Raw genomic sequence first — 24,089 nt, forward strand, 5'->3', positions numbered from 1 at the left:
CGCGGCCGGGGCCACCTCGTGACGCGGCCCGAAGGCCAAGAACCCCGCGACCCCGAGAACCGCGGCAGTCGCGCCGAGAGCGGTAATGCCTACCGTGGCAGCACCATTGATACGGGTATCCATGACAGATCAGCTCCCCACCGGGACCGCGATCGGCAGCATGTCTTGCACCGGCCGCGCAGAACGAACAGGCCGCGCCGGACGAGCAGGAGCCGAAACCGGAATCGGAGCCGGTGTCGGTTCGGGCGCGGGAGTTTCGATTGGCTCCGGAACTTCCGGTGCCGCAACAGGTTCGGAGACGGGCTCCGACGCGGGAGCCGTTTCGGGCTCCGTGACAGGTTCGGGATTGCGGGCCGCGCGGAACAGCACCGCTAGGCCGTGTGTGTCCACCAGCAATGACACCGGGGCGATAGCCGCGACGATCGCGCACAACCACGGCGGAAGCGGGTGACCGTTGGCGACAGCGTGAATGCTGTTGCCGGCCACCGACACCACCGCACCCACCGCCAGGACCCAGTTGAAGAACTTGCGTTCCGGCGACTTCGCCAGCACCAGCGCGCCGGCGGTGGCTTGCACGATCGTGCCGTCGATGATCAGCGGGAACAGCCACGCATCCGAGCGCGGAATATGTGCCAGTTGCGCGAGGTCGCGCAGGGTGGCGAAGGAAAGGCGGAACGCGGCGGCACCGACGCCCACGATCACCAGGACCGCGAACACCCGCGCCGCACGCATTCCCCGCTCAGCCGTGAACATCACGCCACGGCTTTCTCATCTGCCAGCCGCTCAGCGGCGTCGTGCAGCATCAGAATCCGCGGCAGCTGCTCTGCCAGAGCGCGAGCATCCTCGATCGACAGTCGCAGCCACGCATGACTCTGGTCGTTGTCCAGATGCACATCCACACCGGCCGGAACCGGGGTGTCCTCGGTCCGACGCGCCTCGCGGTACTTCACCTCGATGCCATCCCACTTGCTGGCTGTGACCTGCATGAACGACATGGTGATCACGCAGCCTTGTCGTCGGCCGGACGCGAGGCTCCGACGTTGTTCGGGGGCCGCTTGGCGCCGGAGTTGTCGCCCTTGATGCCGGTCGCGCGGATGTTGAAACCGAGCGACTTGTACTCACCGGTGCCGGCGACCTTCGGCTTGATCTGCAAGCCCTCCAACTCGACCGGGGTGAAGCCCGGAGCGAGCTCGGGGGCGGCCGGGACGGGCTGGACGTCGGAGACGAACACGATGTCGAAACCGGCCTGCCTGGCGTTGCCGCCGGAGGGGTCCATGAAGGTGCCCTTCCACATCCGCTTACCGGTGCCGTTGCCGTCCTTGTCCAGGTCGATCTTGTGACGCTTCGGCGCGTTGCGGTCCTGGCTGAACTCCGTCACCGCGGAAATCTCGCCCAGCAGGTAGAGGCCCATCGGAAACGCCTCGTGGAACTCCGGGGTGAACCAAACATCCTTCAAAGCCATTGCCTTTTCCTCCTGCTATGTGATTGCGGCCTCGGTGTGTGCCGTGCCACAACAGTAGCAAGTGCTTTCGTTGAGAAGCAACTACTTCTCTCAAAAATGGCTGATAGCCGCTAGAAGGGAATAGGTTCCCCAGGTCAGCAAGTCGGTAGGTCAGTGACAACTGGTACCCTGCCGAAGGCAACTGCTACCGAAGGAGAAACCGTGCCGCGATCGGACCGCTCGGCCCAACTGGCTCATTTGCGGATCGCGCAGGCCATCCGGAATGACATCGAGTCCGGCCGTCTGCGCGATGGCCAGCGGTTGCCGTCCACGCGAGAACTGGCGCAGGAATGGCAGGCCAGCCAACTGACCATTACGAAGGCTATGGAACAACTTGCCGCAGATGGGTACGTGGCCAGCCGGGATCGATCCGGCCGAATCGTCACAACTCCAACCGCCTTCTCGCTCGCCCTCGCCGGCCCCGTTCGCCCCGTCCGTCCCCATGTCGTCTACGTGGCGGGGTTTCCTGGGAGTGGCAAGAGTGAGTTCGGCCGGACTCTGGCCCGTGAAACCAACTGGGCCATCCTCGACAAGGACACCATCGCGCGCCCCATCATCGAACCCGCACTGGAAGATCTCGGCTCCACCATCGATGACCGGGAATCGGATCTATACCTGTCGAGAATCCGCCCGCGGGAGTACGACGCGTTGGCTGCGGTGATCGAGGAAAACATCGCCGTGGGCAACTCGGTAGTCGCGACTGCACCGTATATCCGCGAGCTCAATAACCGCACGTGGGTGGAGCAGACGATTTCGCGGGCCGCCAACTACAACGCAGATGCAACCTTCGTGTGGGTTCGGTGCAGTGTCGAGACGATGCATCTCTACCTACGGAAACGTGGAGCAGCACGCGACAGCTGGAAGCTGTCCAACTGGGATAAGTACCTGTCCAGCCTCGATCTGTCGTTCACGCCGGCGACGGAGCATGTCGTGATCGACAACGATCCCGATAGTGAACCGCTTCGGAAGCAAGCGCAGCAGCTCATCGAGGCCATTCGCAAGCAATCGGCAAACGGATGAGCTGCGGCGTGATCCTGTACGGTGCGCCGGCGAGCGGCAAGGACACCGTGACGAGGGAGATCGCGAAGCGGGACAGCGCTTTTCGGCTGTTCAGGCGAATCAAGGTCGGCGCAGGGCGCACGTCCGGATATCGCATCTCCAGCCATGCAGAGCTGGCCCGCCTTCGCGAAGCCAATCAGGTCATCTGGGAAAACAGCCGCTACGGGGCTGACTACGCCATAGATCGGCCGGGGCTCGTCGCGATGCTCGATGACGGCCTGATTCCTGTCGTGCATGCTGGTCAAACTGCCGTTATAGATGCCCTCCGAGACGCCATGCCAGATACCAGATGGACGGTTGTCCAGTTGCAATGCAGTCGGTCGACAGCAGAGCGGCGAATCATCGACCGTGGCACCGGTGACACCGCCGAGCGGCTTGCGGCGTGGGACAGCACGCCCGTTCTCGATGAAGCCGATTGCACTATCGACACGGATATCACTTCCGCCGAGGATGCAGCGGACATGATTCGGGCGCTGGCCCGCCGATAGTCACCGGAAGCGCGTCTTCCAGACGTAGTCGATTCCGGCGGGCCAGCTGTGGTCGGCCATACGCCTTTGCCAGGAAGTTGCGCATCCTTGCCTGTGTCCATCTCTCCGCGATCGCGCGGCGTTGACCACTGTCCATACCGGTACGACGACGGCACAGGTTGCACGGTTCCTTCGGTTCGACAGCCGCACCCCGTGTCGGAGATGGCTTATCCTTCGCCGCCCAGATTGCTCGGTACTCGTTGCCGAATTCAGCCATACAGGATCAAGGGCGGCGGCGCGCACGGCGCGCCGCCGCCGCACTTCGACACGCAGCGCGCGGCCGAAAAAGCGCCGGCCGCGCGGCGCGTCGGTGCGTCGGCGGCACCCCGAGCGCGCATCGCCCAGTTCCTAATTGGCTTACCTCGTGCATCGAACTACCGGAGCAGTGCTGGGCGCGACGTCAGCCGTACCCGACATGGCCTCCCGCAGCCGAGCCCGAAGGTCCCGGCACCCAGCCCAGTCAACCGGCTGTGGTCACCCCCGCAGAATTCGTCGGAGCCGATCGGGCAGCGTCCGTCACCCCGCAGAGGTGGTGGCCGGCGGTGCCTCCGGTGGCCTCGTCCCTGGGTGGGATGTCACTTCCGGAGGTCTTTCCGCCGAGCGTGCTGCTCGCGAGTGTCCTTCCCGGTCGCGCTGTCCTGGCTTATCCGAGGACTATCACGAACCAGCCGCGGATCAAGGGCGCATTCGCGTCAGCTTCGCTGATGGGCATTCGCCCACCCTTGACCCACGACCGGCCCGTGATCGAGGCGTCCTCAGCCAGAACAGCACAACCGGGAAGGACACCCACCATGATCACCAAGTTCGGCGGAAAGACCTCCATCGTCTGCGACATCTGCGACTACGACGAGGCCACCTACCTCACCCCCGACCACCACCTCTGCTCGAAGTGCTACGACCGCTACCCGATCGGCTCCGACGAATTCTTCGAGGCGCTCGACTGGTCCGAGCGGACGCTGGGCTGAGCGACCGGGGGGCTTCGGCCCCCACCCAGCTTCCGGCCGCCCGCCACCGATGTCGGGCAGTGAGTCGCCAACGACGCCGACTCCAGGCCGGTAGCCCCGGACCCTGGCTATCCGGGGAACCACCGGTCACCCGGTGTGGACGACGGTCCTTCCGTCCGCACCGGGTCACCGCCACGGTTTCAGTTCGCGCGCTGCCGAATTCGCCTTATATCTATAGATAGAAGGGGCCCGAACTACGGCTCTTGGATGTCGCCGACGCGGTCGTGGCCGGGCCTTGGCAAGCTACGACTCGGCGGCTGAGCGGTCGATGTTCGACCGCACCTCGTCGTAATTCTTCTTCGCGGCCTTGAGGTCATCTACTGCGTCGATCAGCACCTGATTCTTCTCCACCAGATCGGCACGGTTTTCGACGAGCGTGTTGTGCTTCTCGGTGAGATTCGCGATCACTGCTTGCGCCTGCGCAACGATGTCCGGTCGGCCCAGCGCACGCGCACGTTCGATCGTCTCTTCTGCCTGTGCGATCAGCGATTCCGTCTGCCCAGTGGCCAGCAGCTCTTCACCGGACTTGATCGTCTCTTCGGCGGACTCGATCGACTCTTCGCCGGACTTGATCGTCTCTTCTACGTTGATCGGCTCGCTGGCCGAGGGGTTGGTCATGTGCCAATTGTTGCGCACGACACCGACAATGCGCCGCTACCGCGGCGTGGCCCTGGTTGTGGTCGGCCTGCATTGTGATCCCGCGCCCCTCCAGCCTCAAGGGCGCATTCGCGTCAGCTTCGCTGATGGGCATTCGCCCACCCTTGACCCCGGAGCCTCTACGCGAGAAGGGCAGGCCCTATGGGGCAGGCGGGGAGCCAGCCCACCCTATGACGCATCCCGACCACAACCAGGGCCATCGGTGGTCCGGACCGCAGGCCGTCTACAGGCCGTCCGATGCTGGAAACACCCCAGAACACGCGAGAACTCCCGAGATGCATTCGTGCAGCTCGGGAGTGGTTTTCCGATTGAAATTGCTGATCAGCCGAAACGGGCTGAGAGATCACCCAGATCTACGAGGGCACCAACCAGATTCAGCGTCTGGTCATGTCGCGCCAGCTGCTGCGCTGATCGCAGACCCGATCGACGACGCGCGCGGCGCCGGGGAACGACTCGGCGCCGCCCGCGTTCGCTTGTGACATCGAACCGAAGCGGCACCGCCTCGTGGCGCGTCGCGCACGGTGAGTTGTCAGGACGCGTTACGGTATCGAAGCGCCGAATTCAGTGAATTACCGGCAATTTTCGCTGGTAGAACGGTAGTGCCACGAAAATCTCTGCGAAGTACTTTCAGATGCAATTTCAAATGTTCGTTCAATCGCAATCGGGCGAATTCGGAATTGTCCCAACGGCTTTCGCAGCGCACTATTGATGCATGGCAGGCGTGGAGATCACCGACAGGTTCGTCCGCCGCACCCTGGACAACGGGCGAATCGAAGAGGTCACCTGGCTGGAGTTGACCGAGGTGCGGATCATCACCACCGCCGACGGTCCCTTCGCCGACGACGTGTTCTTCGTACTGATCGGTGTGCGCGGGAACGGTTGCGTGGTCCCGCATTCCGCTGCCGACACCGAGTTTCTGGCCCGCCTGCAGAAACTACCGGGCTTCGACAACGCCGCCGTGATCGAGGCGATGGGGACGGTCGGCGACCGCCAGTTCCTGGTCTGGCGGCGCCGCGTCTGATGCGGAGGCCGCGGACGAACGCGGCGCCGCAGGAGGACCGCTAGGCGACCAGATCGGCGTATTCGCGATGGTCGCCGATGTACTGCTCCACGTACCAGCAGGTCGGCACGACGGCGAAGCCGTTGTCGCGGCAGTCGGTGAGCGCGTATTCGACCAGTTGCGCCGCCACCCCGCGCCCGCGGAACTCCGGGAAGGTGAGGGTGTGGTTGAGATCGCGAATCGGCTTGTCGCCCACGCTGTTCTCGGCGTAGTCCGCGTAGCCGGCGAGCGTGTCGTCGATGTAGATCTCGTAGCGGCCGGCGGCCGTATTGTGCTCGAGCCTGGTCGTCATATCAGGTAGAACTCCGTCGTCGCCACGATTTGTTCCGCGCGCGGGTCAGCTCCCGCAGACTCGATTGAGCTCGTCGGTGAAGGGCTGCAGGTCGGTGACGTTGTCGTCGATCAGGGCATCGGCGTATCCGGTGATCGCCGCCCGCTCGTCACCCACGGCGAGATCGCCGACGGTCCACAGCCGATCGTGCAGGGCCCGGGCCGTCTCGACGTCGAATGTGCCGCCGCTCGTCTGCACGCCCGCGTTGACCATGGCGATGGCTCGATCGCAGGCCGGAGACTTCGCCTGGGCGGTGGCCGCGGGGAGAATCAGCAGGGAAGCGGTCGTCACAGCGGCGAACACGGCGGGCAGGCTCTTGAACATGTGTCCTCGGGAGGCTTTCGATAGGGGCCGCTCACCAGGCGAGCGAACCGAGATCTCGCAGCCTAGCCGTCGATTGTCCGGTTTGCGAGATTTTTTCGCCCGGCCCGAGTTCAGAGCACCGCACCCGGGTTGAGGATGCCGTGCGGATCCAGGGCTTCCTTGATGCGCCGGGTCAGATCCATCACCTCCGGACCGACCTGATCCGGCAGCCACGCCTTCTTCAACCGGCCGACGCCGTGTTCGCCGGTGATCGTGCCGCCCAGCGCGATGGCCAGGTCCATGATCTCGCCGAAGGCCTGATGCGCGCGTGCGGTCTCGTCCGCATCGGCGGGGTTGTAGACGATCAGCGGGTGGGTGTTGCCGTCACCGGCGTGCGCGATCACCGAGATCAGCACCTCCCGCCGCGCGGCGATCTCGGCGATACCCGTGACCAGCTCGCCCAGGCGCGGTAGCGGCACGCCGACGTCCTCGAGCAGGAGCGGGCCCTTGCGTTCCACCGCGGGAATCGCGAATCGCCGTGCGGCGCAGAACGCTTCGCCCTCCTCGGGGTCCTCGGTCCGGAAAACCTCGGCGGCTCCGGCGCTTTCGCATGCCTCGGCGATGATCGCGGCCTCCCGGGCCCGGTATTCGCCGGGGGCGTCCGAGCGGGCCACCAGCATGGCGGCGGCCTCGCGATCGAGTCCCATCCGCATCTCGTCCTCGACGGCGTTGATCGCCACGGAGTCCATGAATTCCAGCATCGAGGGACGCAGCCGGGCCGCGACCGCCTCGATCGCCGCGGTAGCCGCGGTGAGGGTGGAAAACGTGGCGACAACGGTGCTCTGTTGCGGCTGGGCGGGCAGCAACCGCAGCGTCAGCTCGGTGATGATGCCGAGGGTGCCCTCGCTGCCGACGAACAGTTTGGTCAGCGACAGCCCGGCGGAATCCTTGAGTCGCGGCCCGCCCAGTCGCACCACCGTGCCGTCGGCGAGCACCACCTCCATACCCAGGATGTAGTCGGTGGTGACGCCGTATTTCACGCAGCACAGCCCGCCGGCGTTGGTAGCCGCGTTGCCGCCGATCGAGCAGATCTCGAACGACGACGGATCCGGCGGGTACCACAGTCCGTGTTCGGCTGCCGCCCGCTTGACCTCGGCGTTCAGCAGTCCGGGCTGGGTGACGGCGGTGCGGGTGACCGGATCGACCGTGATCTCCCGCATGCGCTCGGTACTCACCAGCAGGGCGCCGTCCTGCGCGGTCGCGCCGCCGGACAGTCCGGTTCCGGCGCCGCGCGGCACCAGCGGGACCCGATGTTCGTGCGCCCAGCCGACCACGGTCGCGACCTGTTCGGTGGTCAGCGGCCGGACCAGTGCCGCCGGCATTCCGGCCTGTGGATCGAGCGCGCGGTCGTGGCGGTACCCGGCGAGGATGTCGGGATCGGTGACGACCGTGCCGTCGGGAAGCCGGTCTGCGAGTGTTGCGATGTCCACACCCCGAACCTACGTGCTCGCGCGGGATCCGTGCGCAGTACACTGCCGCGGTGTCCGATGCCAAGCTAGAGATCCAGATGCTCCACGACCGGATCATGGTTCGCGTCTCCCAGGAGGAGGGCGAACGACGCAGCAGCGGCGGCATTCTGATTCCCGCCACCGCGCAGGTGGCCAAGCGGCTGACCTGGGGTGAGGTCAGCGGGGTGGGTTCGCATGTGCGCAGCGTGGGCGTCGGCGACCGTGTGCTGTTCAGCGCCGAGGACCAGTTCGAGGTGGAGGTGCAGGGTCAGGCCTACCTGGTGCTGCGCGAGCGCGATCTGCACGCGGTGGCGAGCGAACGCCCCGAACACGGCACCGGCCTGTACCTGTAACCGGCACGGCGATGCCCCCGGCCGGGTAGCCGGGAGCATCGAGCGCATCAGCGGGTGTGCCGTGGCAGCGCCAGCGCGGCGGCGAGCACCACACCGAGGACCACGATCCCGGCAATCGCGGCCATCTCCATGGCGGTCACATAGCTGCCGGTGCTGTGCGCCGCGCCCAGAGCCGAGAAGAAGATGACGCCGAGAACGGTTGCGCCGATGGCGTTTCCGAACTGCTGCGCGGTGGTGAGCACGCCGGCCGCCATCCCGGCCTGCGGTGCGGGGATGCCCGAGGAGAGCACGGCCGAGACCACCGACGGGATGGTCATCCCGTTGCCGAGGCCGACGACCATCATGCCCGGAATCAACGCGAGGGCGCTCACCTGCGTGCCCATGCCGGCCAGCACCGCCAGGGTGATTCCCAGGCCGGTCAGGCTGGTGCAGGTTCCGATCACCATGACCCGGTTCCCGAACCGGTTGGCGACCCGCGGTGCCAGGAACAGCGAACTGCCCGCGAAGCAGAGTCCCAGCGGCGCGAACGCCAAACCCGCACGCAGCGGCGACAATCCGAGGCCGCCCTGCAGCATCAGCGTCAGGCAGAGCATGAATCCGGCGAAGAAGGTCAGATAGCCGCCCGCGATCACGAGGCCGAGACTGAAGCCGCGTTCGCGAACCATGGCGGTGTCGAGGACCGGTTCCCCGCCGCGGCGTGCCAGCCGGTTCTCGTAACGCAGGGTCGCCAGCAGCACCGGCGCCGCGGCCGCCATCGACACCCAGGTCCACAGCGGCCAGCCCTCCGGCCGGCCCAGTGTGATCGGAATCAGCAGCAGTGCCAGTGCCGCGGAAATGCCCACGGCGCCAACGGGATCCAGTCGCGCCCGGCGAGTGCTGCCGGTGCGGGGCAGCCAGCGTGCGGCCAGCGCGGCCGCGACCAGTCCGATCGGCACGTTGATGTAGAAGATGGTCCGCCAGCCCCAGCCGAACAGATCGGCGTCGAGCAGGACGCCGCCGAGCACCTGGCCCGCGACCGCGCCGAGGCCGATGGTGGCGCCGAACGCGGCCATCGCCCGGGGCCGTTCGAGCGGCGGGAACAGGGTGTTGATCAGTGCCAGCATCTGCGGCACCATCAGCGCCGCGGTGCCGCCCTGCAGGACGCGTGCACCGACCAGCGCCCAGGCGTTGGGTGCGAGGCCGCAGAGCAGCGACGCCACCGTGAAGGCCAGCATGCCGACCACGAACAGGCGCCGATGGCCGAACAGGTCGCCGAGCCGGCCGCCCGTGATCAGGCCCGAGGCGTAGGCGAAGCCGTAGCCGCCGACGATCAGTTCCAGCGCCGCTTCGCCGGCGTTCAGATCGTGTTGCAGCGAAGAGGCGGCGACATTGACGACGAACCAGTCGAACATCGCCATGAACATGGCGCTCAGCACCACCGGCAGCACCCGCCAGCGCGCCGGGTAGGGCACGGGCTCGGCCGGCGGCGTACGCAGAAGTGGTGGGGCGGTGGGTGTTTCGAGGGTGGGCATATCGGACTCCCCGGAATCGGTCGAGAGTATCGACGGCGCCGCGCTGCGCCGCGGGATGCGGATCGGTCTCCGCACGGGATGTAACTAACCGGTTGGTTAGAACTATTCCAGTGCCCGCGACGTCGTGTCAACCAATTGGTTGGTTAGCATCGATGGCATGCCCCCGCGCGATCCCGAGGCCACCAAGGCCCGCATCTTCGAGGCGGCGACCGAGGAGTTCGCCGCCCACGGGATCGCCGGTGCCCGCGTGGATCGCATCGCCCGCAACGCCAAGGCCAACAAGCAGCTGATCTACGCCTACTTCGGCGACAAACAGCACCTGTTCGAACAGGTGCTGGAGAAGGCGATGCTCGATGTGGCCGCGGCGGTCTCGACCGATATCGACGATATCGACGCTTGGGTGGACGCCCATATCGCCTACCACCGCGAACATCCGGAATTCCTCCGGTTGCAGATGTGGGAGGCGTTGGAACTCGCGCCGGACCAGGTGACCGCCGGCGAGGCCCGCGCGCGCCGCTACCGGGACAAGATCGAGAAGGTCGAGGACGCACAACGGCGGGGACTGCTGCGCGACGATATGCCGCCCGGCTATCTGCTCACCCTGCTGACCGGGCTGATCAACTATCAGCAGGCGCTCCCGCAATCCCGGCGGTTCGTCGTCGGCGGCCCCGACGATCCGGCGGAGCTGCGCAACTGGGTGCGTGACGCCGCGCGCCGGATCGTGGCGCCGCGCGAGGAATCCTGAGCCGAACACCACTAACGCCGCGCGGCGATCTCCGTCTCGAGGGTGGCCAGGTCGGTGGTCAGTGATCCTCCGGCGAAAGCCATTGCGGCATATGACCGTTCGGCCGCATCGGCATGTCCGGCGCCACAGGCGTCGGTCACCGTGATCGGCAGATAACCCAGATCGATGGCATGCCGCACCGTCGGCTCGATACCGACCTCGAGGGCGATCCCCGCGATCACGATCGTATCGATGCGCAGGTCACGCAGGGCGATATCCAGGGGTGTGCCCGCGAAGGCCGACATGGTGATCTTGTCGAAGACCACCTCGTCCGGGCCGGGGGTCAGCTCCGGAACCAGGTGATACTGCGGTGAGCCCTGCGGGAACATCGAACGCACCCGGCTCGGGTCGTCCACACGCTGCCAAGCCATGGCCGTCCGCAGCTGCGCCACCCCCGCTGCGGCCGGCGGCAATGACATGTGCCGGGTGTAGAACACACGAAAACCGTTGGCTCGGGCCGTGTCCCGGAGCCGGACGCAGGCATCGACGATCTGCTGCCCGGCGGCGATCTGACCGACGATGCCGACCTGCATGTCGTAGATCAGCACCGCGGTCCGAGCCGGATCGCACGCGTCCGCCACGGTCAGGGCAATGTCGAGTCCGAATGCATGCCGCATATGCTCACCTGGTCCGATCGTAGGGTTCGGCCGTGTCGACCGACGCGTCTATGAGCGCCTCGAGCGGGAGTGGGGCGGTCACCGGAACGTAGGTCCATTCCAGAAAGCCCTTTTTGGACAACGGGAAATCGTCCACATAGCGCCGGGCCTCCGCGACACTGTTCACCTCGAAGACGATCACCACACCCGATTCGTCCGCGCGGGCGTAGTTCTCCCGGACGATTCCGGCCTTCCAGAGGCGCCACACATTGGCCACCTCCTCGGGCAGATACGGTGTGATGGTCTCGAGCGTGACCCCGGGTTTGAAGCGGTCGAAGGCGATAACTTTCATGAGATCCATGCAAGTCGCGTGATTACAGTGTTACAAGAGCGCACTTTTCGGTAAGTAGGTGAGCGCGATGTCGCAGCGGCGGTATTACTGCCCGGTCGAGGTCACTGTCGACCTGATCGGTGGGAAGTGGAAACCGGTGATCCTCGCGCATTTGAAGGAGGGGGTGCGGCGCTACGGTCACCTGCGCCGGGCCATGCCCGCGACCAGCGAGAAGATGCTGGTGCAGCAACTGCGCGAGCTCGAGGCCGACGGTCTCGTCAGCCGGACCGTATTCGACACCGTCCCGCCGCAGGTGGAATACGATCTGACCGCCGAGGGGCGCAGCCTGGTTCCGGTGTTGACCGCGCTGTACGAATGGGGCGAAAAACGGTGTGAGCGAACGGGTATCACCCTCGGGTGAGCAGGATCGCGGCCGGACCGTGCCGGGTCAGCCGGCTGCGGTCAGCACCTCGGTGCGTGCACCGTCGACCACGACGGCGTCGTCGTCGGTCAGCGCCCAGTGCGGCGTTCCCGCCGCGCGCAAACGTGCGGCCAGGCGGGTGCCGTGGCCTTCCGGATCGGTGGCCGGTGAATCCACATGCGGCACGATCGCCCGGTCCACCACCCCCAGTCCGTCCCAGCGCGGATCGATACCGCAGGCGAGCCGCACCTCGGCCGGATCGTCGGCGTCCTCCAGGCCGTGCAGGTCGGGAGTGAGCAGGCAGGCGCCCGCGCTGTACCCGGTGTAGGCCAGCGCGTCCTCGGCCAACAGGTCACGCAGAACGAGATCGGCCGCGCTGCGGGCGAACTGAGCCCGCAGGACGAAGGTGTTGCCCCCGCGAACCCACAGCGCCGGATATCCGCGCAGCGCCCGCTCCAATTCGGCGCGACGACCGATGTAATCGCGCAAATCGACCACCTCGGGCCGAAAACCGCTGCGCCGCAGGGGAACAAGATCGCTGGTCACCGCGCCGGACCACGCGGACGGCCACGCATCGCAGGCGTTCGGAACGACCGCGATCGGCCCCGGACCGCCGACCAGCTCGGCGAACCGGTCGTAATGGGCGCCGAATCGGTAGCTGGACAGGAAGAGTCGCACGGCGAGTCAGATGGTGAAGGCGAGATTCGCGGTGATCCGCTCACCCAGTGCACGGTCGCCGTCGACCTCGATCTCGTCGCGATGATCCGCGGCGGCGGTGCGTCCGCCGCACAGGCGGGCGAACAGGCTCGAACTCAGCCGAACGACGGTGTCGGCCGGATGATCGAGGGCTGCGACGACGTCCGCGCGCCCGTCGACGCGGATGTGGACGGTCCGGGCGACGGGACCGGTGGTCTCGATCGTGATGCGGGATCCGTCGGGCGCGCCGCCCCGCTTGACCACCACGCGCCCGAGGAAGGGTTCGATCTCGTCCAGCGCGATCTCGGCGCGCCGCCCGCCCTCGTCCATACCCAGGGCTTTCGCGTCGCCGCCGAGCGCATCGGTGATGTCGAGTTGATGCATCCAGCAGTCGAACAACCGCACCCGCATGAATCTGCCGTACGGCACCACCCCGATCGGGGACTGGATATCGGCCGTCCAGGCGGCCTCGTCGACGGCCGCCAGCACGGCGCGGCGGCGGTCGGTCACCTCGGTGAACCGCCGCAGCAGTTCGTCGCCGCGCAGCGGCCGCAGCGATTCCAGCCACATCTCGTTCAGCGCCCCGGTGTCGTTGCGGACGTGATCGAAGGCGTGAACGTCACGGTCCACCTGTGGCAGCGACTCGCCGAGCAGCATCGATTCGGTGCCGACGACGTGGGCGAGCACATCGAAGATCGTCCACCCCGGCAGCGGTGACGGCAGCCGCCAGCGGTCCTCGTTCAATCCGGCGGTCAGTTCCGCCAGCACATCCCACTGGCCGGAGAGCGCACTGGTCAGTTCGGCGCGGTCGAGTGAGGCTGTGCTCATGAACGAGTCTCCCTGTCGGTCGGGTCGAATCGGTCCGGCTCCGCGCCGAGCCGGTCGAGCCCGGTGCGAAGCGCGGCCGCGGTGGCCGTCGGATCGTGCGGCCGTCGCAGCAGGAAGCCGCGGGCGAAGGTGAACAGGTCACCACCGCGGCGCGGCACCACGTGCAGGTGGACGTGATGCACCGTCTGGAAGGCCGCTTTACCGTCGTTGAGCACGAGATTCGCGCCGTCGGCGCCGAGATCGCTGCGCCGCAACGCCTTCGCGATGCGATGGCCCACGCGGAACAGGTCCGCGCCCAGTTCGGCGTCGAGTTCGTCGAGGTGGGCGGCATGGCTTTTCGGAATCACCAGGGTGTGTCCCCGGGTGATCGGCCGGATGTCGAGGAAGGCGTACACGCGCTCGTCCTCGTAGATCCGCGTCGCCGGCGCGTCGCCCGCGACGATCCGGCAGAAGATACAGCCACTCACCACGCAGACATTACGGCGTAAGGCGCACCCGGCATAGCCCGCTTCTGCGCTGCGTGAAGCGGCAATCGAGGGAAAAGCCGTGGTGTGGTGTGATGTTGATCTCAACTAATCTCACCGGCCTGCCGGGTACAGTTGCGAGAATTATTTCGGACCTTACTGGAAAGTAAGTTCCACTCGGCCAGACCCAACAGGCGGCCCACCTGGACATCAGGGGGCCAGCTTGCCGTCACAAGTAAGGAAGTTGACCAGTGGAGACAACGCAGGGCGCGAACGAGGGCGCGCAGCCCGGCGACGACAGTCGCGCGTCGCACCGCACGCGTGTCGGTGTGGTTCGTGAGACCGATGCCGACGAACGACGCGTCGCGTTGGTGCCGAAGATCATCCCGAGCCTGGTGAAGCAGGGTGTACAGGTCGTCGTCGAAGCCGGCGCGGGTGTCGGGGCATTGATTCCGGACAAAGCCTACGAGGCCGCGGGCGCGACGATCGGTGATCCGTGGCAGGCCGAGGTCGTGGTGAAGGTGGCCCCGCCCAACGACGCCGAGATCGCCAAACTGTCCCAGGGCCAGACGCTGATCGGATTCCTGGCTCCGCGCAACGCCGACAACAAGATCGGGGCGCTGCAGAACGCGGGCGTGCGCGCGTTCGCCGTGGAGGCGATCCCGCGCATCTCGCGCGCGCAGGTGATGGACGCCCTGTCCTCGCAGGCCAACGTCGCCGGATACAAGGCGGTGTTGCTGGCGGCGTCGGAGTCGACGCGCTTCTTCCCGATGCTGACCACCGCGGCGGGCACGGTGAAGCCGGCGACGGTGCTGGTGCTCGGCGTGGGTGTCGCGGGTCTGCAGGCCCTGGCGACCGCCAAGCGTCTCGGTGCGCGCACCACCGGATACGACGTACGGCCCGAGGTGGCCGACCAGGTGCGGTCGGTGGGTGCGCAGTGGCTGGACCTGGGTATCGATGCGGCCGGCGAGGGTGGCTACGCCCGCGAGCTGACCGAGGACGAAAAGGCCCAGCAGCAGCAGGCTTTGGAAGATGCCATCAAGGGTTTCGACGTGGTGGTGACCACCGCGCTGGTCCCGGGTCGCCCCGCGCCGCGTCTGGTGACCGCCGCGGCGGTGGAGGGGATGAAGCCCGGCAGTGTGATCATCGACCTGGCGGGGGAGACCGGCGGCAACTGCGAGCTGACCGAGCCCGGTAAGACGGTGGTCCGCCACGGTGTCACGATCTGCTCGCCGCTGAATCTGCCGGCGACGATGCCCGAGCACGCCTCGGAGCTGTACTCGAAGAATATTGCGGCGCTGCTGGAGCTGATGCTGAAAGACGGCGAGCTCGAGCCCGATTTCGGTGACCAGGTGCTCGCCGATTCCTGTGTGGCCGGTGCGCCGAGCCGTCCCGCCGATTCCGAGGAGCAGGGCTGATGTATACCGAGCTTTTGGCCAATATCGCGATTCTGGTGCTGTCCGGATTCGTGGGTTTCGCGGTGATCTCCAAGGTGCCCAACACCTTGCACACCCCGCTGATGTCGGGCACCAACGCCATCCACGGCATCGTGGTGCTGGGTGCGCTGGTCACCCTCGGCAAGGTCGAGCACCCGTCGGTGATCACGCAGATCATTCTGTTCGTCGCGGTGGTGTTCGGAACGCTGAACGTGGTCGGTGGTTTCGTGGTGACCGACCGGATGCTGGGGATGTTCAAGGGCAAGAAGCCCGCTGCGTCGGGCGCGGAGCGCCCTGGAAACACCGAGAAGGCGGGCCGCTGACTCATGGACAATCTGGTCAACATCCTTTATATCGTCGCGTTCTCGCTGTTCATCTACGGTCTGATGGGGCTGACCGGGCCCAAGACCGCGGTGCGTGGTAACTGGATCGCGGCGGTCGGTATGGGCATCGCGGTGATCGCGACGTTCATCTCCATCCGTGACACCTCGAACTGGATCATCATCATCGCGGGCCTCGTTGTCGGTGTGGCGCTGGGTGTTCCGCCCGCGCGGTTCACCAAGATGACCGCGATGCCGCAGCTGGTGGCGGCGTTCAACGGTGTCGGTGGTGGCACGGTCGCGTTGATCGCGTGGTCGGAATTCCTCAACAGCGACGGCTTCTCGTCGCTGCACGAGCAGCCCACCGTGCACATCATCATCGGTTCGCTGTTCGCGGCGATCATCGGTTCGATCTCGTTCTGGGGCTCGCTGATCGCGTTCGGCAAGCTGCAGGAGATCCTGCCCGGCCGCCCGATCGGGCTCGGGAAACTGCAGCAGCCGGTCAACCTGCTGCTGGCCCTGGGCGCGATCGCCTCCGCGGTGGTGATCGGCATCGGCGCCACCAAGGACGGTGCGCCGTGGTGGTGGATGGTGCTGCTGCTGGTGCTGGCCGCGGTGCTCGGTTTGATGGTCGTGCTGCCGATCGGCGGCGCGGACATGCCGGTGGTCATCTCGCTGCTCAACGCACTCACCGGTCTGTCCGCGGCGGCCGCGGGTCTGGCGTTGAACAACACCGCGATGATCGTGGCCGGCATGATCGTCGGCGCGTCCGGCACCATCCTGACCAACCTGATGGCCAAGGCCATGAACCGGTCCATCCCCGCGATCGTGGCGGGTGGTTTCGGCGGTGGCGGCGGTGCCGCGGCCGCCGGTGACGGTGAACAGAAGCAGGCCAAGGCCACCTCGGCCGCCGATGCCGCGATCCAGATGGCCTACGCCAACCAGGTGATCGTGGTGCCCGGCTACGGTATGGCCGTCGCCCAGGCCCAGCACGCGGTCAAGGAGATGGCCTCGCTGCTGGAGGCCAAGGGAGTCGAGGTCAAATACGCCATCCATCCGGTCGCGGGACGGATGCCCGGGCACATGAACGTGCTGCTGGCCGAGGCCGAGGTCTCCTACGACGCGCTCAAGGAAATGGACGACATCAACGGCGAATTCTCGCGCACCGACGTGGCGTTGGTGATCGGCGCCAACGACGTCACCAACCCCGCCGCGCGCGAGGACTCCTCGAGCCCGATCTACGGCATGCCGGTGCTCAACGTCGACCAGGCCAAGAGCGTGATCGTGCTGAAGCGGTCGATGAACTCCGGCTTCGCCGGCATCGACAACCCGCTGTTCTACGCCGACCACACCTCCATGCTGTTCGGCGACGCCAAGAAATCCGTCGGAGCCGTCACCGAAGAACTCAAGGCGCTCTAACGAACGAGGCGTCATCACTGCATCGGTGGTGGCTCAGTTCGGACCCGAAACGGCCCGCAGCAGATCTGCTGCGGGCCGTTTCCTTGCGTGCACGGTGCCTCCCGGCAGCGCGGGGCGGACTAGAGTGGCCCGCAGAGGCGGTGGTGTCGTGAGCGTCGCACAACAGCCGGAAGGGGTCGACATGACGGTTCGGGAGCGATTCGATCTGCCTGCGGTGGGCGATGATTCGGCGGTCTACGGGACGCCGTACCAGACCCCCGAGGGCGCCACGGTCATCCCGGTGACGCGCCCCGGCGGAAAATTCCGGCGCGCGCGACCGCTGGGCGTCTTCGTGATCCAGGACGGGAACACCGGCTGGCATGCAGTCACCGACGACACCGCCATCGCGCTGCTGGGCATCTTCGTCGGCTTGGTGGCGACGACGCTGTCCTTGATCGCGGTCGTGCGGAATCCGCCGTGGCCGGACGTCACGATCCGGATCGACCGCAAGGAGCGCTGACGAGGGTCATCGCCGCCAGGCGTCGGTGCGCTCGGCATTGTCGAGAAACGCGTCGACCATGCGGTGGTTGAGCGCCGCGAGCTGACGCAGGTCCTCGGTCGACCAGTCCGCCAGCGCGTCGCGCATGTGACGTCGGCTCACCGCGCGGATCGCGTCGACGGTGGCCCGGCCCTCGTCGGTGATGCGCACCCGCTGTGCCCGGCGGTCCTCCGGATCGGTCACCCGATCAACGTAGCCGGCCCGTTCCAGGCGCTGGATCTGACGCGTGACATGCGGCGCCTCCACATCCAGGCAGGCCGCGAGCTCACCCATGCGCATGGGCTCCGCGGCGTCGGCGAGCATCCGCAGCAGCGGCACGTTCGCGCGATCGAGATTCACCCCGGCCGCGGCCACGGTGCGATCGTGCCGTCTGGCCCGGGTGAGCAGGTGCGCGATCCGGGTCAGGGCGCGCTCGAGTTCCACGATGTAGTCGGCGTCGACCACCGATTCGGGACTTCCTTCGGAACGCGGCACAGGGTTATCCTACTACCCAACTTACTTAAGTTAGGTAAGTATAAAGATAGGGAACTCAGATGACGTCGACCGTCACCGGCCGATCCACCGGAACCGATTCCGAAACCGGTGCGCCGGCGCACCTGGTCGTCACACTGCTGGCGCTGTGCGCGGCAGGACTCGTGGTCTCGCTGCAGCAGACCGTGGTAATTCCGTTGCTGCCCAGGCTGATCGGGCAACTTCACACCGACGTAGCGGGTGTGACGTGGTTGTTCACCGCCGCGTTGCTCACCGGAGCCGTTGCCACGCCGCTGCTTTCGCGCTTCGGCGACATGTACGGCAAGAAGCGCATGGTGATGTTCTGTATGGGACTGCTGATCGTCGGTTCGGTGGTCTGCGCGGTGGCGACTTCGCTGGGGGTCTACATCGTCGGCCGGGCGCTGCAGGGCACGTCGTCGGCGTTGATTCCCTTGGGCATCGGCATCATTCGCGACACCTTCCCGCGCGAGCGGCTCACCACCGCCATCGGCGTCATCAGCGGCACCATGGGTGTCGGCGGCACCATCGGCATGCTGGTGACCGGTGTCATCGCGGACAAGACAACCAATCCGCATCCGGTGTTCTGGATGACCGCGGTGCTGGCCGTCATCGCGACCGTGCTGGTCGGGGTGAGCGCCAAGGATGTAGGGCAGCGCCACGGCGGGCAGCCGGACTATCTCGGCGCCGTCCTGCTCGCCGGTCTGCTGGTGTGCCTGCTGCTGGCCATCAGCGAGGGGCCGCGCTGGGGCTGGGGGGAGACCAGCGTGATCGGGCTGTTCGCCGCGGCCGCCGTGCTGGCGGTGGTGTGGGTGCTGGTGGAGCGCAAGGTCGCGCAGCCGCTGGTGCGCTTGCCCCTGCTGGTCGGTCCGCGCTCGCTGTCGGCCAATATGGCGTCGGCGCTGCTGGGCTTCGCGATGTTCGGCTCCTTCACCCTGATCTCGAATTTCGTGCAGACCCCCGCCGACAAGGTCGGCTACGGTCTGTCCGGCTCGGTGCTGGCCGTGGGTCTCTACGGCATTCCCAGCTCGGTGTTGATGACCTTCTTCTCCTTCCGGACCGGGCGCATCGTCGCGCGCATCGGACCCGCCTTCACCCTGGCCATCGGCGCGGCCTTCGCCGGCGCGGCGACCGGATGGCTGGCGTTGTCGAATGCGCACGGCTACGACATGGTCATCTCGAATACGCTGCAGGGCATCGGCTTCGGGATCGGTTATGCGGCGCTGGGAACCCTTGCCGTCCAGCATGTTCCGATGAGCGAGAGCGGAATCGCCAGCGGAATCAACTCACTGGTGCGTACGGCGGGCGGCAGTATCGCCGGCGCCATCACGGCCTCGATTCTGAGCGCTCTCACCATCGGTCACACCGGGGTGCCATCGCTGCACGCCTACGTGATCAGCTTCGCGGTGCTGAGTGTCGGGGCGTGGCTGGCCGCGGCCGTAGCGCTGGGCAACGGCCTGCGGCACAAGCACGAACGGCAGCGTCGTTCCAGTCGGTGAACGGACCGAAGGCCGCACCTCCCACGCCGATGTCATGGTGAAACGGCAGATTCAGGGCCGGGCCGAGTGAGCTCCCGGATCGAGCCGGATCCAGCGCGATCGTTTGCGTGCGACCGTCGGGGGTGTCTTGATACACCTCCAATGATGGGTAATCGGTGCGCGTCCCGTTCACTTGGACCCCGTTCGGACCGGGCTGGAACACCAAATCGCCGTTGACCGTGACATCGTGGCCATCCAGGCCGGGAGGTTTGGTCATCCAAGAGGGCGGCAGTGGGTTATCCGCGTCGTACTGGATGCGGACCGACCCGTCGGGGTTCTGCCACACTTTCCCGTCCGGCGCACCAACTTTGACTTCGCCCGGGCTGCCGTCGTCGTTCTCGCGGACGGGTTCTGGCGCATGACGACGATGCCGTTCTCGTAGTCGACATACGTGGTGACCTTCGTATGTTCGGGATCGAAGTTCGGGTCGGCCGTTCGATTGTTCCCCAAGTCGCGAGCGCCGGGATTGAGATTGAGCGGGTTGGGGTCCGGGTCGGAGACGTCACGTTGCTCGATGTACTGAGACATCGCCGCGGATGGTGTCCTGCCAGCTTTCGAAGCGCACACCCCGCACCACTTCGTCGGTCCGCCTCACCACGTTGCCGACGAGGAAACCGGATGAACGCACCGATGCACTCCCGCGCCGTCCCCGGCCGCGCCATGAACTCGCCGACCACTTCCGACCCATCCGGTCGTAGCGGTTCAGCACCCGCTCGAACAGCTCCCGCTTACTGCCGAACGCGGTGTGCGTCTCCGACGGTCCCTGCGAACCAGGCGCAGAGCAGGACGGCTATCAGGGGGAAGGTGAAGGCGAGGGTGAGGGAGGTGAGTTGGGCGAGCCAGCCGATGACCGAGGGGCCGGCGAGGAAGCCGAGGTAGCCGAGGCCGAAGACCTTGGACATGTCGGTGGCGGCGGTGGCGGTGCCCAGATTGCCTGCGGCGGTGAAGATTTGGGGGACGCCGCCGGCGAGGCCGAGGCCGGCGAGGATCCAGCCCGCGAGGCTCAGCGGCAGCCACGGCGAGACCATGATGACGGCGAGGCCGGCGGCACCGAGGACCGAACCCCAGCGGACGACGGCGATGCGGCCGAAGCGTTCGCTGACCCGGTCCGCGGTGAAGCGGCCGACGGTCATGGCGATGGAGAACGCGCCGAACGACAGTGCGGCGGTGGCGTCGCCGACCCCCAGGTGTTCGTGCGTCTGCAGGGCGCTCCAGTCGTTGGCCACGCCCTCGGCCATCAGCAGGGCGAAAGCGATGGCGGCCAAGGCCAGTACCTTCGGCGGGAGCAGACGCCGGATGCGCCGCCGTACGGATTCACCGCGTCGGGTGCGGGAATCCTGCGATGCAACGGCGGATTTCACGTCCGATTCGCGAGCCACCGCGGCGGCGGTGCCCGCGTGGCCGGCGGCCGGCGCGGCGTATTCGGCCACCGCGGCGCTGGGTTCGACGTGTGAGGTCGTGTGCGGGCGGGGGAGCAGACTCGGCACACTGGCCAGCATCACCAGCAGGCCCAGCACCGCCGCGACCGCGAAACTCACCCGGATATCGGCGCCGGCGTGCATGGCCGCCGCGCCGGCTAGCGAGCCGACCAGGCCGCCGCAGGAGAAGAGTGCGTGGAACGCGGCCATGATCGGCCGGCCGTAAACCCGCTCGACCTGCACGGCCTGGGCGTTCATCGACACGTCGAGCGCGCCGTTGCCGAAACCGAAGATCGCGAGCGCGAGGCCGAGCTGGATCGGTCCGGTCGCCCACGCCGGCCCGCTCACCGCCACGATCAGCCAGCTGACGGCAGCGGTGACCAGAGCCCGGCTGCCGAAGCGGTCGGCGAGCGGACCCGCCGCCTGCATACCGACGATGCCGCTGCCGGCCATCACCAGAATCAGTAATCCCAGGGTTCCATGCGATACCCCGGTGCGATCGGTGATGACCGGAATGTGCACCACCCACATCGCGGCCAGGAACCCGTTGAGCGCGAAAGTCGCGAACACCGCTGCCCGCGCGCGGCGAGCGGCCGGAGCAACCGTCCCGCGCCGTGTCGTCTCCACCGATGAATGCATCGATTCGACGGTACCGGGCGCGCACCGATCGTTCACCGCACGAGAGGCCGTGCCGGACCGGGCGGCCCGGCAGGCGGATCCCCTTGGGGCCCAACATCCGAAGCGCCTGCCCCGCGGGTACGACTCCGGAGCGGAGGAGTGCGTCGAAGCGTCGTTGATTCGGCGGCGCCGACCGCGGTCGGCGGCTCCCCGTCTCCCGAACGATCACGGCATCGTCGACGTCACCGCACGGGCCCCGGATGTAACCGGTTTCGATTCGAGTGTATGACCTACCACCGACACGTTTCGGCGGCGCGCCGGGTTCACCGCCGCCTCCGCCCGCCTCGCTCCGGTCTCGGTGTCGGAGGGCGACCTGCGCGGCGGGCTCCGTGGTGACGCGGGCTGCCGCCTCCGCCCGCGTCGCTCCGGTCGCGTCACTATTGTCGGGGCGGTGACCACACAGCAGGACTATCCGGTGCTCTGGCCGGTGCCGACTCGATGGGCCGACAACGACCACTACGGCCACGTCAACAACGTGACCTACTACTCGTACTTCGACACCGCGGTCAACGCCTGGTTGATGGCCGCGACCGGCACCGACATCCGGGAACTGCCCGCGATCGGCGTGGTCGCCCAGACCTCGTGCCAGTATCTGGGCTCGCTGAGTTTTCCCGACCAACTGCGGGTGGGGCTGCGAATCAGCCGCCTCGGTCGCTCCAGCATCACCTACGATCTGGCGATCTTCCGCGTCCTGGACGCCGGCACCGCCGCCGACACCACGGGTGAAGATCTGGAGTTGGCCGCCACCGGCACCTTCGTGCACGTCTACGTGGACAACGAGACTCGCAAATCGGTCGAGATCCCGGCGATCATCCGCCGCGCCGCCGCCGCGCTGGTGACCGACGCGACCTAGGCACCGGCGCCCCGGGAAACCTCAGACCCGGCCCAGCAGTGTCAGCGGATCCTCGAGCAGTGAGGCCACCGTCGACAGGAACCGCGCGCCGAGCTCCCCGTCGATCATGCGGTGATCGAAGCTCACACCGAGCGTGGTGATCCACCGGATCGCCGGTTCGTCGCGGTACACCCAGGGGCGTTTCCGGATCGAACCCAGACACAGAATCGCACCTTCACCCGGATTGACCAGCGGCACACCGGTATCCACACCGAAGACACCCACATTGCTGATGGTGAAGGTACCGCCGCGCAGATCGGCCGGTGTCGCCGAGCCGGCGCGTGCCACATCGGCGAGCCAGCCGATCTCCCGGCACAGTTCGCGCAGGCTCAGCGACTGCGCCTCCTTGATGTTGGGGACGAGCAGGCCACGTTCGGTGGCCACGGCGATGCCGAGATTGACGTAATGCTTGGTGACGATCTGATTGGCCTCGGCGTCCCAATAGGAGTTGATCCCCGGGAATTCGGCGATCGCCGCCAGCGTCGCCTTCGCGACCAGCGCCAGCGGAGTGAGCGACAGCCCGGTGAAGGAGTCGGTGCTGCGCAGGTGGTCGAGCAGTTCCATCGAGGCGGTGAAATCGGTGGTGACGAACGCGCTGGCCTGCGGGATGGTGCGGGCGCTGGTGGTCATGGCCGCGGCGATGCGCTTGCGGACGCCGCTGACCGGGGTGCGGGTTTCGCGTTCGCTCGGCGTCGGCCGGATGACGCCGCCGTCGGGCCGCATGGTCGGCACCGGCGGGGCGGCCGGGCGCGGCGCGTCGGCGGGCTCCTCCTCGGTCCGCACTCGGCGCGGCGGCTGCGATACCGGCACCGCGTGGCGCACATCCTCGACCGTCACCGCCCCGCCCGGACCGGAGCCGGCCACGAAGGCGATATTGATACCGAGTTCGCGAGCCAGCTGGCGGGCGGCCGGCGTGGCGGGCGGGCGGCCCGGGAACTCCGGCGGGATCTCCTCGCCGCGTGGCCGCACGGCCGAATTCGCCTTCGCCGCACCGTTTTTCGACGCGGTGCGACGCCGGGTGGGCGCTTCGGCCCCGGGGCCGTAACCGACGAGCACCGACGTGCGGCCCTCGGCGGCAGCCCCGGCAGCTCCGCCTGCAGCCCCGGCAGCCTCGGCTGCCGTCGTGGGAGCTTCGCCGGCATCGGTGCGCACTCTGATCAGCGGTGCGCCGACCGCCACCGTTTCACCGGGCCGGGCCAGCAACTCGGCGACCTGCCCGGCGAACGGACACGGTAGTTCAACCTGCGCCTTGGCGGTCTCCACCTCGGCGATGGTCTGATTGAGCTCGACGGCATCGCCGACGGCCACCGACCAGGAGATCAGTTCGGCCTCGGTCAATCCCTCCCCGAGATCGGGCAGCCGGAACTCGAGTATGTGATTGTTGTCGTCCACAGCAGGGTCTTCCAACGGGCACCTCTGTCCGAACA

Annotated in this window: 29 protein-coding genes and 1 pseudogene; 14 read left to right on the forward strand and 16 right to left on the reverse strand. The window is 67.0% G+C overall.

Annotation, left to right across the window (positions count from 1 at the left end; translation table 11 throughout):
- Positions 1-129 precede the first annotated feature (129 nt).
- The 3 genes from NE2_RS14275 to NE2_RS14285 are packed head-to-tail and all read right to left on the reverse strand — an operon-like array spanning position 130 to position 1,462.
- Positions 130-753, reverse strand: coding sequence for a DUF2637 domain-containing protein (locus tag NE2_RS14275; protein WP_063026380.1), 624 nt, complete (start codon positions 751-753; stop codon positions 130-132).
- On the reverse strand, positions 753-986 hold the full coding sequence (locus NE2_RS14280) for a hypothetical protein (RefSeq protein WP_233429779.1): 234 nt from the start codon (positions 984-986) through the stop codon (positions 753-755). Before NE2_RS14280 ends, NE2_RS14275 begins: the two co-directional genes overlap by 1 nt.
- A gap of 14 nt (positions 987-1,000) precedes the next feature.
- Positions 1,001-1,462: a hypothetical protein gene (locus tag NE2_RS14285; RefSeq protein ID WP_063026384.1), complete on the reverse strand. Its 462-nt coding sequence runs from the start codon at positions 1,460-1,462 to the stop codon at positions 1,001-1,003.
- 201 nt (positions 1,463-1,663) lie between these two features.
- Between NE2_RS14285 and NE2_RS14290 the strand changes: the two genes are divergently transcribed.
- The 3 genes from NE2_RS14290 to NE2_RS35685 all read left to right on the forward strand — a co-directional run bounded on the left by NE2_RS14290 (position 1,664) and on the right by NE2_RS35685 (position 4,052).
- The gene (locus NE2_RS14290) at positions 1,664-2,521 is read left to right on the forward strand and encodes a P-loop nucleotide/nucleoside kinase family protein (protein WP_063026386.1); all 858 of its coding nucleotides are present in this window, start codon (positions 1,664-1,666) and stop codon (positions 2,519-2,521) included.
- A gap of 8 nt (positions 2,522-2,529) precedes the next feature.
- A complete protein-coding gene (locus tag NE2_RS14295; RefSeq protein ID WP_233429780.1) occupies positions 2,530-3,048 on the forward strand; it encodes an AAA family ATPase in 519 nt (172 codons plus the stop codon).
- Between the two features lie 830 nt (positions 3,049-3,878).
- Positions 3,879-4,052: a hypothetical protein gene (locus NE2_RS35685; protein WP_157110939.1), complete on the forward strand. Its 174-nt coding sequence runs from the start codon at positions 3,879-3,881 to the stop codon at positions 4,050-4,052.
- 282 nt (positions 4,053-4,334) lie between these two features.
- On the opposite strand, the gene NE2_RS14300 is transcribed toward NE2_RS35685, so the two are convergent.
- The gene (locus tag NE2_RS14300; protein ID WP_063026390.1) at positions 4,335-4,709 is read right to left on the reverse strand and encodes a hypothetical protein; all 375 of its coding nucleotides are present in this window, start codon (positions 4,707-4,709) and stop codon (positions 4,335-4,337) included.
- Between the two features lie 378 nt (positions 4,710-5,087).
- Here NE2_RS14300 and NE2_RS37075 point away from each other — a divergent pair.
- Positions 5,088-5,159: pseudogene (locus NE2_RS37075) on the forward strand (hypothetical protein); the annotation flags it as partial.
- Positions 5,160-5,460: 301 nt separating this feature from the next.
- Positions 5,461-5,769, forward strand: a complete 309-nt coding sequence (locus NE2_RS14305) for a hypothetical protein (protein ID WP_063909392.1) — start codon at positions 5,461-5,463, stop codon at positions 5,767-5,769.
- 40 nt (positions 5,770-5,809) lie between these two features.
- Here NE2_RS14305 and NE2_RS14310 read toward each other — a convergent pair whose 3' ends face one another.
- The 3 genes from NE2_RS14310 to NE2_RS14320 all read right to left on the reverse strand — a co-directional run bounded on the left by NE2_RS14310 (position 5,810) and on the right by NE2_RS14320 (position 7,932).
- Positions 5,810-6,100: a GNAT family N-acetyltransferase gene (locus NE2_RS14310; RefSeq protein WP_030513630.1), complete on the reverse strand. Its 291-nt coding sequence runs from the start codon at positions 6,098-6,100 to the stop codon at positions 5,810-5,812.
- A gap of 45 nt (positions 6,101-6,145) precedes the next feature.
- Positions 6,146-6,463, reverse strand: a complete 318-nt coding sequence (locus NE2_RS14315) for a hypothetical protein (protein ID WP_063026394.1) — start codon at positions 6,461-6,463, stop codon at positions 6,146-6,148.
- A 110-nt stretch (positions 6,464-6,573) separates the two neighbouring features.
- On the reverse strand, positions 6,574-7,932 hold the full coding sequence (locus NE2_RS14320; protein WP_030513632.1) for an FAD-binding oxidoreductase: 1,359 nt from the start codon (positions 7,930-7,932) through the stop codon (positions 6,574-6,576).
- Between the two features lie 50 nt (positions 7,933-7,982).
- On the opposite strand from NE2_RS14320, the gene NE2_RS14325 reads away from it, so the two are divergent.
- Positions 7,983-8,303, forward strand: a complete 321-nt coding sequence (locus NE2_RS14325; protein ID WP_030513633.1) for a GroES family chaperonin — start codon at positions 7,983-7,985, stop codon at positions 8,301-8,303.
- Positions 8,304-8,350: 47 nt separating this feature from the next.
- On the opposite strand, the gene NE2_RS14330 is transcribed toward NE2_RS14325, so the two are convergent.
- The gene (locus tag NE2_RS14330; protein WP_063026509.1) at positions 8,351-9,814 is read right to left on the reverse strand and encodes an MFS transporter; all 1,464 of its coding nucleotides are present in this window, start codon (positions 9,812-9,814) and stop codon (positions 8,351-8,353) included.
- A gap of 157 nt (positions 9,815-9,971) precedes the next feature.
- On the opposite strand from NE2_RS14330, the gene NE2_RS14335 reads away from it, so the two are divergent.
- A complete protein-coding gene (locus NE2_RS14335; RefSeq protein ID WP_063026396.1) occupies positions 9,972-10,559 on the forward strand; it encodes a TetR/AcrR family transcriptional regulator in 588 nt (195 codons plus the stop codon).
- Positions 10,560-10,570: 11 nt separating this feature from the next.
- On the opposite strand, the gene NE2_RS14340 is transcribed toward NE2_RS14335, so the two are convergent.
- Positions 10,571-11,215, reverse strand: coding sequence for a cysteine hydrolase family protein (locus tag NE2_RS14340; RefSeq protein ID WP_063026398.1), 645 nt, complete (start codon positions 11,213-11,215; stop codon positions 10,571-10,573).
- Positions 11,216-11,219: 4 nt separating this feature from the next.
- Positions 11,220-11,546: a hypothetical protein gene (locus NE2_RS14345; protein WP_063026511.1), complete on the reverse strand. Its 327-nt coding sequence runs from the start codon at positions 11,544-11,546 to the stop codon at positions 11,220-11,222.
- A gap of 67 nt (positions 11,547-11,613) precedes the next feature.
- Here NE2_RS14345 and NE2_RS14350 point away from each other — a divergent pair, with 67 nt between their 5' ends.
- The gene (locus NE2_RS14350) at positions 11,614-11,946 is read left to right on the forward strand and encodes a winged helix-turn-helix transcriptional regulator (RefSeq protein ID WP_063026400.1); all 333 of its coding nucleotides are present in this window, start codon (positions 11,614-11,616) and stop codon (positions 11,944-11,946) included.
- Between the two features lie 27 nt (positions 11,947-11,973).
- Here NE2_RS14350 and NE2_RS14355 read toward each other — a convergent pair whose 3' ends face one another.
- The 3 genes from NE2_RS14355 to NE2_RS14365 are packed head-to-tail and all read right to left on the reverse strand — an operon-like array spanning position 11,974 to position 13,937.
- Positions 11,974-12,624 carry a Type 1 glutamine amidotransferase-like domain-containing protein gene (locus tag NE2_RS14355; protein WP_063026402.1) on the reverse strand — a complete coding sequence of 217 codons (651 nt, stop codon included), beginning with the start codon at positions 12,622-12,624 and terminating at the stop codon, positions 11,974-11,976.
- A 6-nt stretch (positions 12,625-12,630) separates the two neighbouring features.
- Complete coding sequence (locus tag NE2_RS14360; protein WP_063026404.1) at positions 12,631-13,470, reverse strand: maleylpyruvate isomerase family mycothiol-dependent enzyme; 840 nt, start codon at positions 13,468-13,470, stop codon at positions 12,631-12,633.
- A complete protein-coding gene (locus NE2_RS14365) occupies positions 13,467-13,937 on the reverse strand; it encodes an HIT family protein (protein WP_063026513.1) in 471 nt (156 codons plus the stop codon). Before NE2_RS14365 ends, NE2_RS14360 begins: the two co-directional genes overlap by 4 nt.
- A gap of 248 nt (positions 13,938-14,185) precedes the next feature.
- Between NE2_RS14365 and NE2_RS14370 the strand changes: the two genes are divergently transcribed.
- The 4 genes from NE2_RS14370 to NE2_RS14385 all read left to right on the forward strand — a co-directional run bounded on the left by NE2_RS14370 (position 14,186) and on the right by NE2_RS14385 (position 17,608).
- A complete protein-coding gene (locus NE2_RS14370) occupies positions 14,186-15,352 on the forward strand; it encodes a Re/Si-specific NAD(P)(+) transhydrogenase subunit alpha (RefSeq protein ID WP_373862246.1) in 1,167 nt (388 codons plus the stop codon).
- Positions 15,352-15,693, forward strand: a complete 342-nt coding sequence (locus NE2_RS14375; RefSeq protein ID WP_063011164.1) for an NAD(P) transhydrogenase subunit alpha part 2 — start codon at positions 15,352-15,354, stop codon at positions 15,691-15,693. Before NE2_RS14370 ends, NE2_RS14375 begins: the two co-directional genes overlap by 1 nt.
- 3 nt (positions 15,694-15,696) lie before the next feature.
- Positions 15,697-17,109 carry an NAD(P)(+) transhydrogenase (Re/Si-specific) subunit beta gene (locus NE2_RS14380; protein WP_063026406.1) on the forward strand — a complete coding sequence of 471 codons (1,413 nt, stop codon included), beginning with the start codon at positions 15,697-15,699 and terminating at the stop codon, positions 17,107-17,109.
- A 148-nt stretch (positions 17,110-17,257) separates the two neighbouring features.
- Positions 17,258-17,608: a hypothetical protein gene (locus NE2_RS14385; RefSeq protein WP_233429781.1), complete on the forward strand. Its 351-nt coding sequence runs from the start codon at positions 17,258-17,260 to the stop codon at positions 17,606-17,608.
- A 6-nt stretch (positions 17,609-17,614) separates the two neighbouring features.
- Here the strand turns inward: NE2_RS14385 and NE2_RS14390 are convergent, their stop codons facing one another.
- Positions 17,615-18,121: a MarR family winged helix-turn-helix transcriptional regulator gene (locus NE2_RS14390; protein WP_063026410.1), complete on the reverse strand. Its 507-nt coding sequence runs from the start codon at positions 18,119-18,121 to the stop codon at positions 17,615-17,617.
- A gap of 59 nt (positions 18,122-18,180) precedes the next feature.
- On the opposite strand from NE2_RS14390, the gene NE2_RS14395 reads away from it, so the two are divergent.
- Positions 18,181-19,635 (forward strand): MFS transporter, encoded by a 1,455-nt coding sequence (locus tag NE2_RS14395; RefSeq protein WP_063026412.1) that lies wholly within the window; start codon positions 18,181-18,183, stop codon positions 19,633-19,635.
- Between the two features lie 767 nt (positions 19,636-20,402).
- Here the strand turns inward: NE2_RS14395 and NE2_RS14405 are convergent.
- Positions 20,403-21,731, reverse strand: coding sequence for an MFS transporter (locus NE2_RS14405; RefSeq protein ID WP_063026523.1), 1,329 nt, complete (start codon positions 21,729-21,731; stop codon positions 20,403-20,405).
- Between the two features lie 430 nt (positions 21,732-22,161).
- On the opposite strand from NE2_RS14405, the gene NE2_RS14410 reads away from it, so the two are divergent.
- Positions 22,162-22,623 (forward strand): acyl-CoA thioesterase, encoded by a 462-nt coding sequence (locus NE2_RS14410; RefSeq protein ID WP_084494033.1) that lies wholly within the window; start codon positions 22,162-22,164, stop codon positions 22,621-22,623.
- Between the two features lie 21 nt (positions 22,624-22,644).
- Here NE2_RS14410 and NE2_RS14415 read toward each other — a convergent pair whose 3' ends face one another.
- Positions 22,645-24,069 (reverse strand): dihydrolipoamide acetyltransferase family protein, encoded by a 1,425-nt coding sequence (locus NE2_RS14415; RefSeq protein ID WP_063026416.1) that lies wholly within the window; start codon positions 24,067-24,069, stop codon positions 22,645-22,647.
- Positions 24,070-24,089: the final 20 nt, after the last annotated feature.

This window comes from Nocardia elegans NBRC 108235, assembly GCF_001612845.1.
GTDB lineage: Bacteria > Actinomycetota > Actinomycetes > Mycobacteriales > Mycobacteriaceae > Nocardia > Nocardia nova.

Coding starts and splice junctions, on each gene's coding strand:
- NE2_RS14285 (WP_063026384.1), bottom strand. CDS start 1,462: ATGGCTTTGAAGGATGTTTGGTTCACCCCGGAGTTCCACGAGGCGTTT.
- NE2_RS14350 (WP_063026400.1), top strand. CDS start 11,614: ATGTCGCAGCGGCGGTATTACTGCCCGGTCGAGGTCACTGTCGACCTG.
- NE2_RS14275 (WP_063026380.1), bottom strand. CDS start 753: ATGTTCACGGCTGAGCGGGGAATGCGTGCGGCGCGGGTGTTCGCGGTC.
- NE2_RS14335 (WP_063026396.1), top strand. CDS start 9,972: ATGCCCCCGCGCGATCCCGAGGCCACCAAGGCCCGCATCTTCGAGGCG.
- NE2_RS14380 (WP_063026406.1), top strand. CDS start 15,697: ATGGACAATCTGGTCAACATCCTTTATATCGTCGCGTTCTCGCTGTTC.
- NE2_RS14305 (WP_063909392.1), top strand. CDS start 5,461: ATGGCAGGCGTGGAGATCACCGACAGGTTCGTCCGCCGCACCCTGGAC.
- NE2_RS14405 (WP_063026523.1), bottom strand. CDS start 21,731: ATGCATTCATCGGTGGAGACGACACGGCGCGGGACGGTTGCTCCGGCC.
- NE2_RS14375 (WP_063011164.1), top strand. CDS start 15,352: ATGTATACCGAGCTTTTGGCCAATATCGCGATTCTGGTGCTGTCCGGA.
- NE2_RS14300 (WP_063026390.1), bottom strand. CDS start 4,709: ATGACCAACCCCTCGGCCAGCGAGCCGATCAACGTAGAAGAGACGATC.
- NE2_RS14280 (WP_233429779.1), bottom strand. CDS start 986: ATGCAGGTCACAGCCAGCAAGTGGGATGGCATCGAGGTGAAGTACCGC.
- NE2_RS14315 (WP_063026394.1), bottom strand. CDS start 6,463: ATGTTCAAGAGCCTGCCCGCCGTGTTCGCCGCTGTGACGACCGCTTCC.
- NE2_RS14395 (WP_063026412.1), top strand. CDS start 18,181: ATGACGTCGACCGTCACCGGCCGATCCACCGGAACCGATTCCGAAACC.
- NE2_RS14340 (WP_063026398.1), bottom strand. CDS start 11,215: ATGCGGCATGCATTCGGACTCGACATTGCCCTGACCGTGGCGGACGCG.
- NE2_RS14310 (WP_030513630.1), bottom strand. CDS start 6,100: ATGACGACCAGGCTCGAGCACAATACGGCCGCCGGCCGCTACGAGATC.
- NE2_RS35685 (WP_157110939.1), top strand. CDS start 3,879: ATGATCACCAAGTTCGGCGGAAAGACCTCCATCGTCTGCGACATCTGC.
- NE2_RS14330 (WP_063026509.1), bottom strand. CDS start 9,814: ATGCCCACCCTCGAAACACCCACCGCCCCACCACTTCTGCGTACGCCG.
- NE2_RS14360 (WP_063026404.1), bottom strand. CDS start 13,470: ATGAGCACAGCCTCACTCGACCGCGCCGAACTGACCAGTGCGCTCTCC.
- NE2_RS14345 (WP_063026511.1), bottom strand. CDS start 11,546: ATGAAAGTTATCGCCTTCGACCGCTTCAAACCCGGGGTCACGCTCGAG.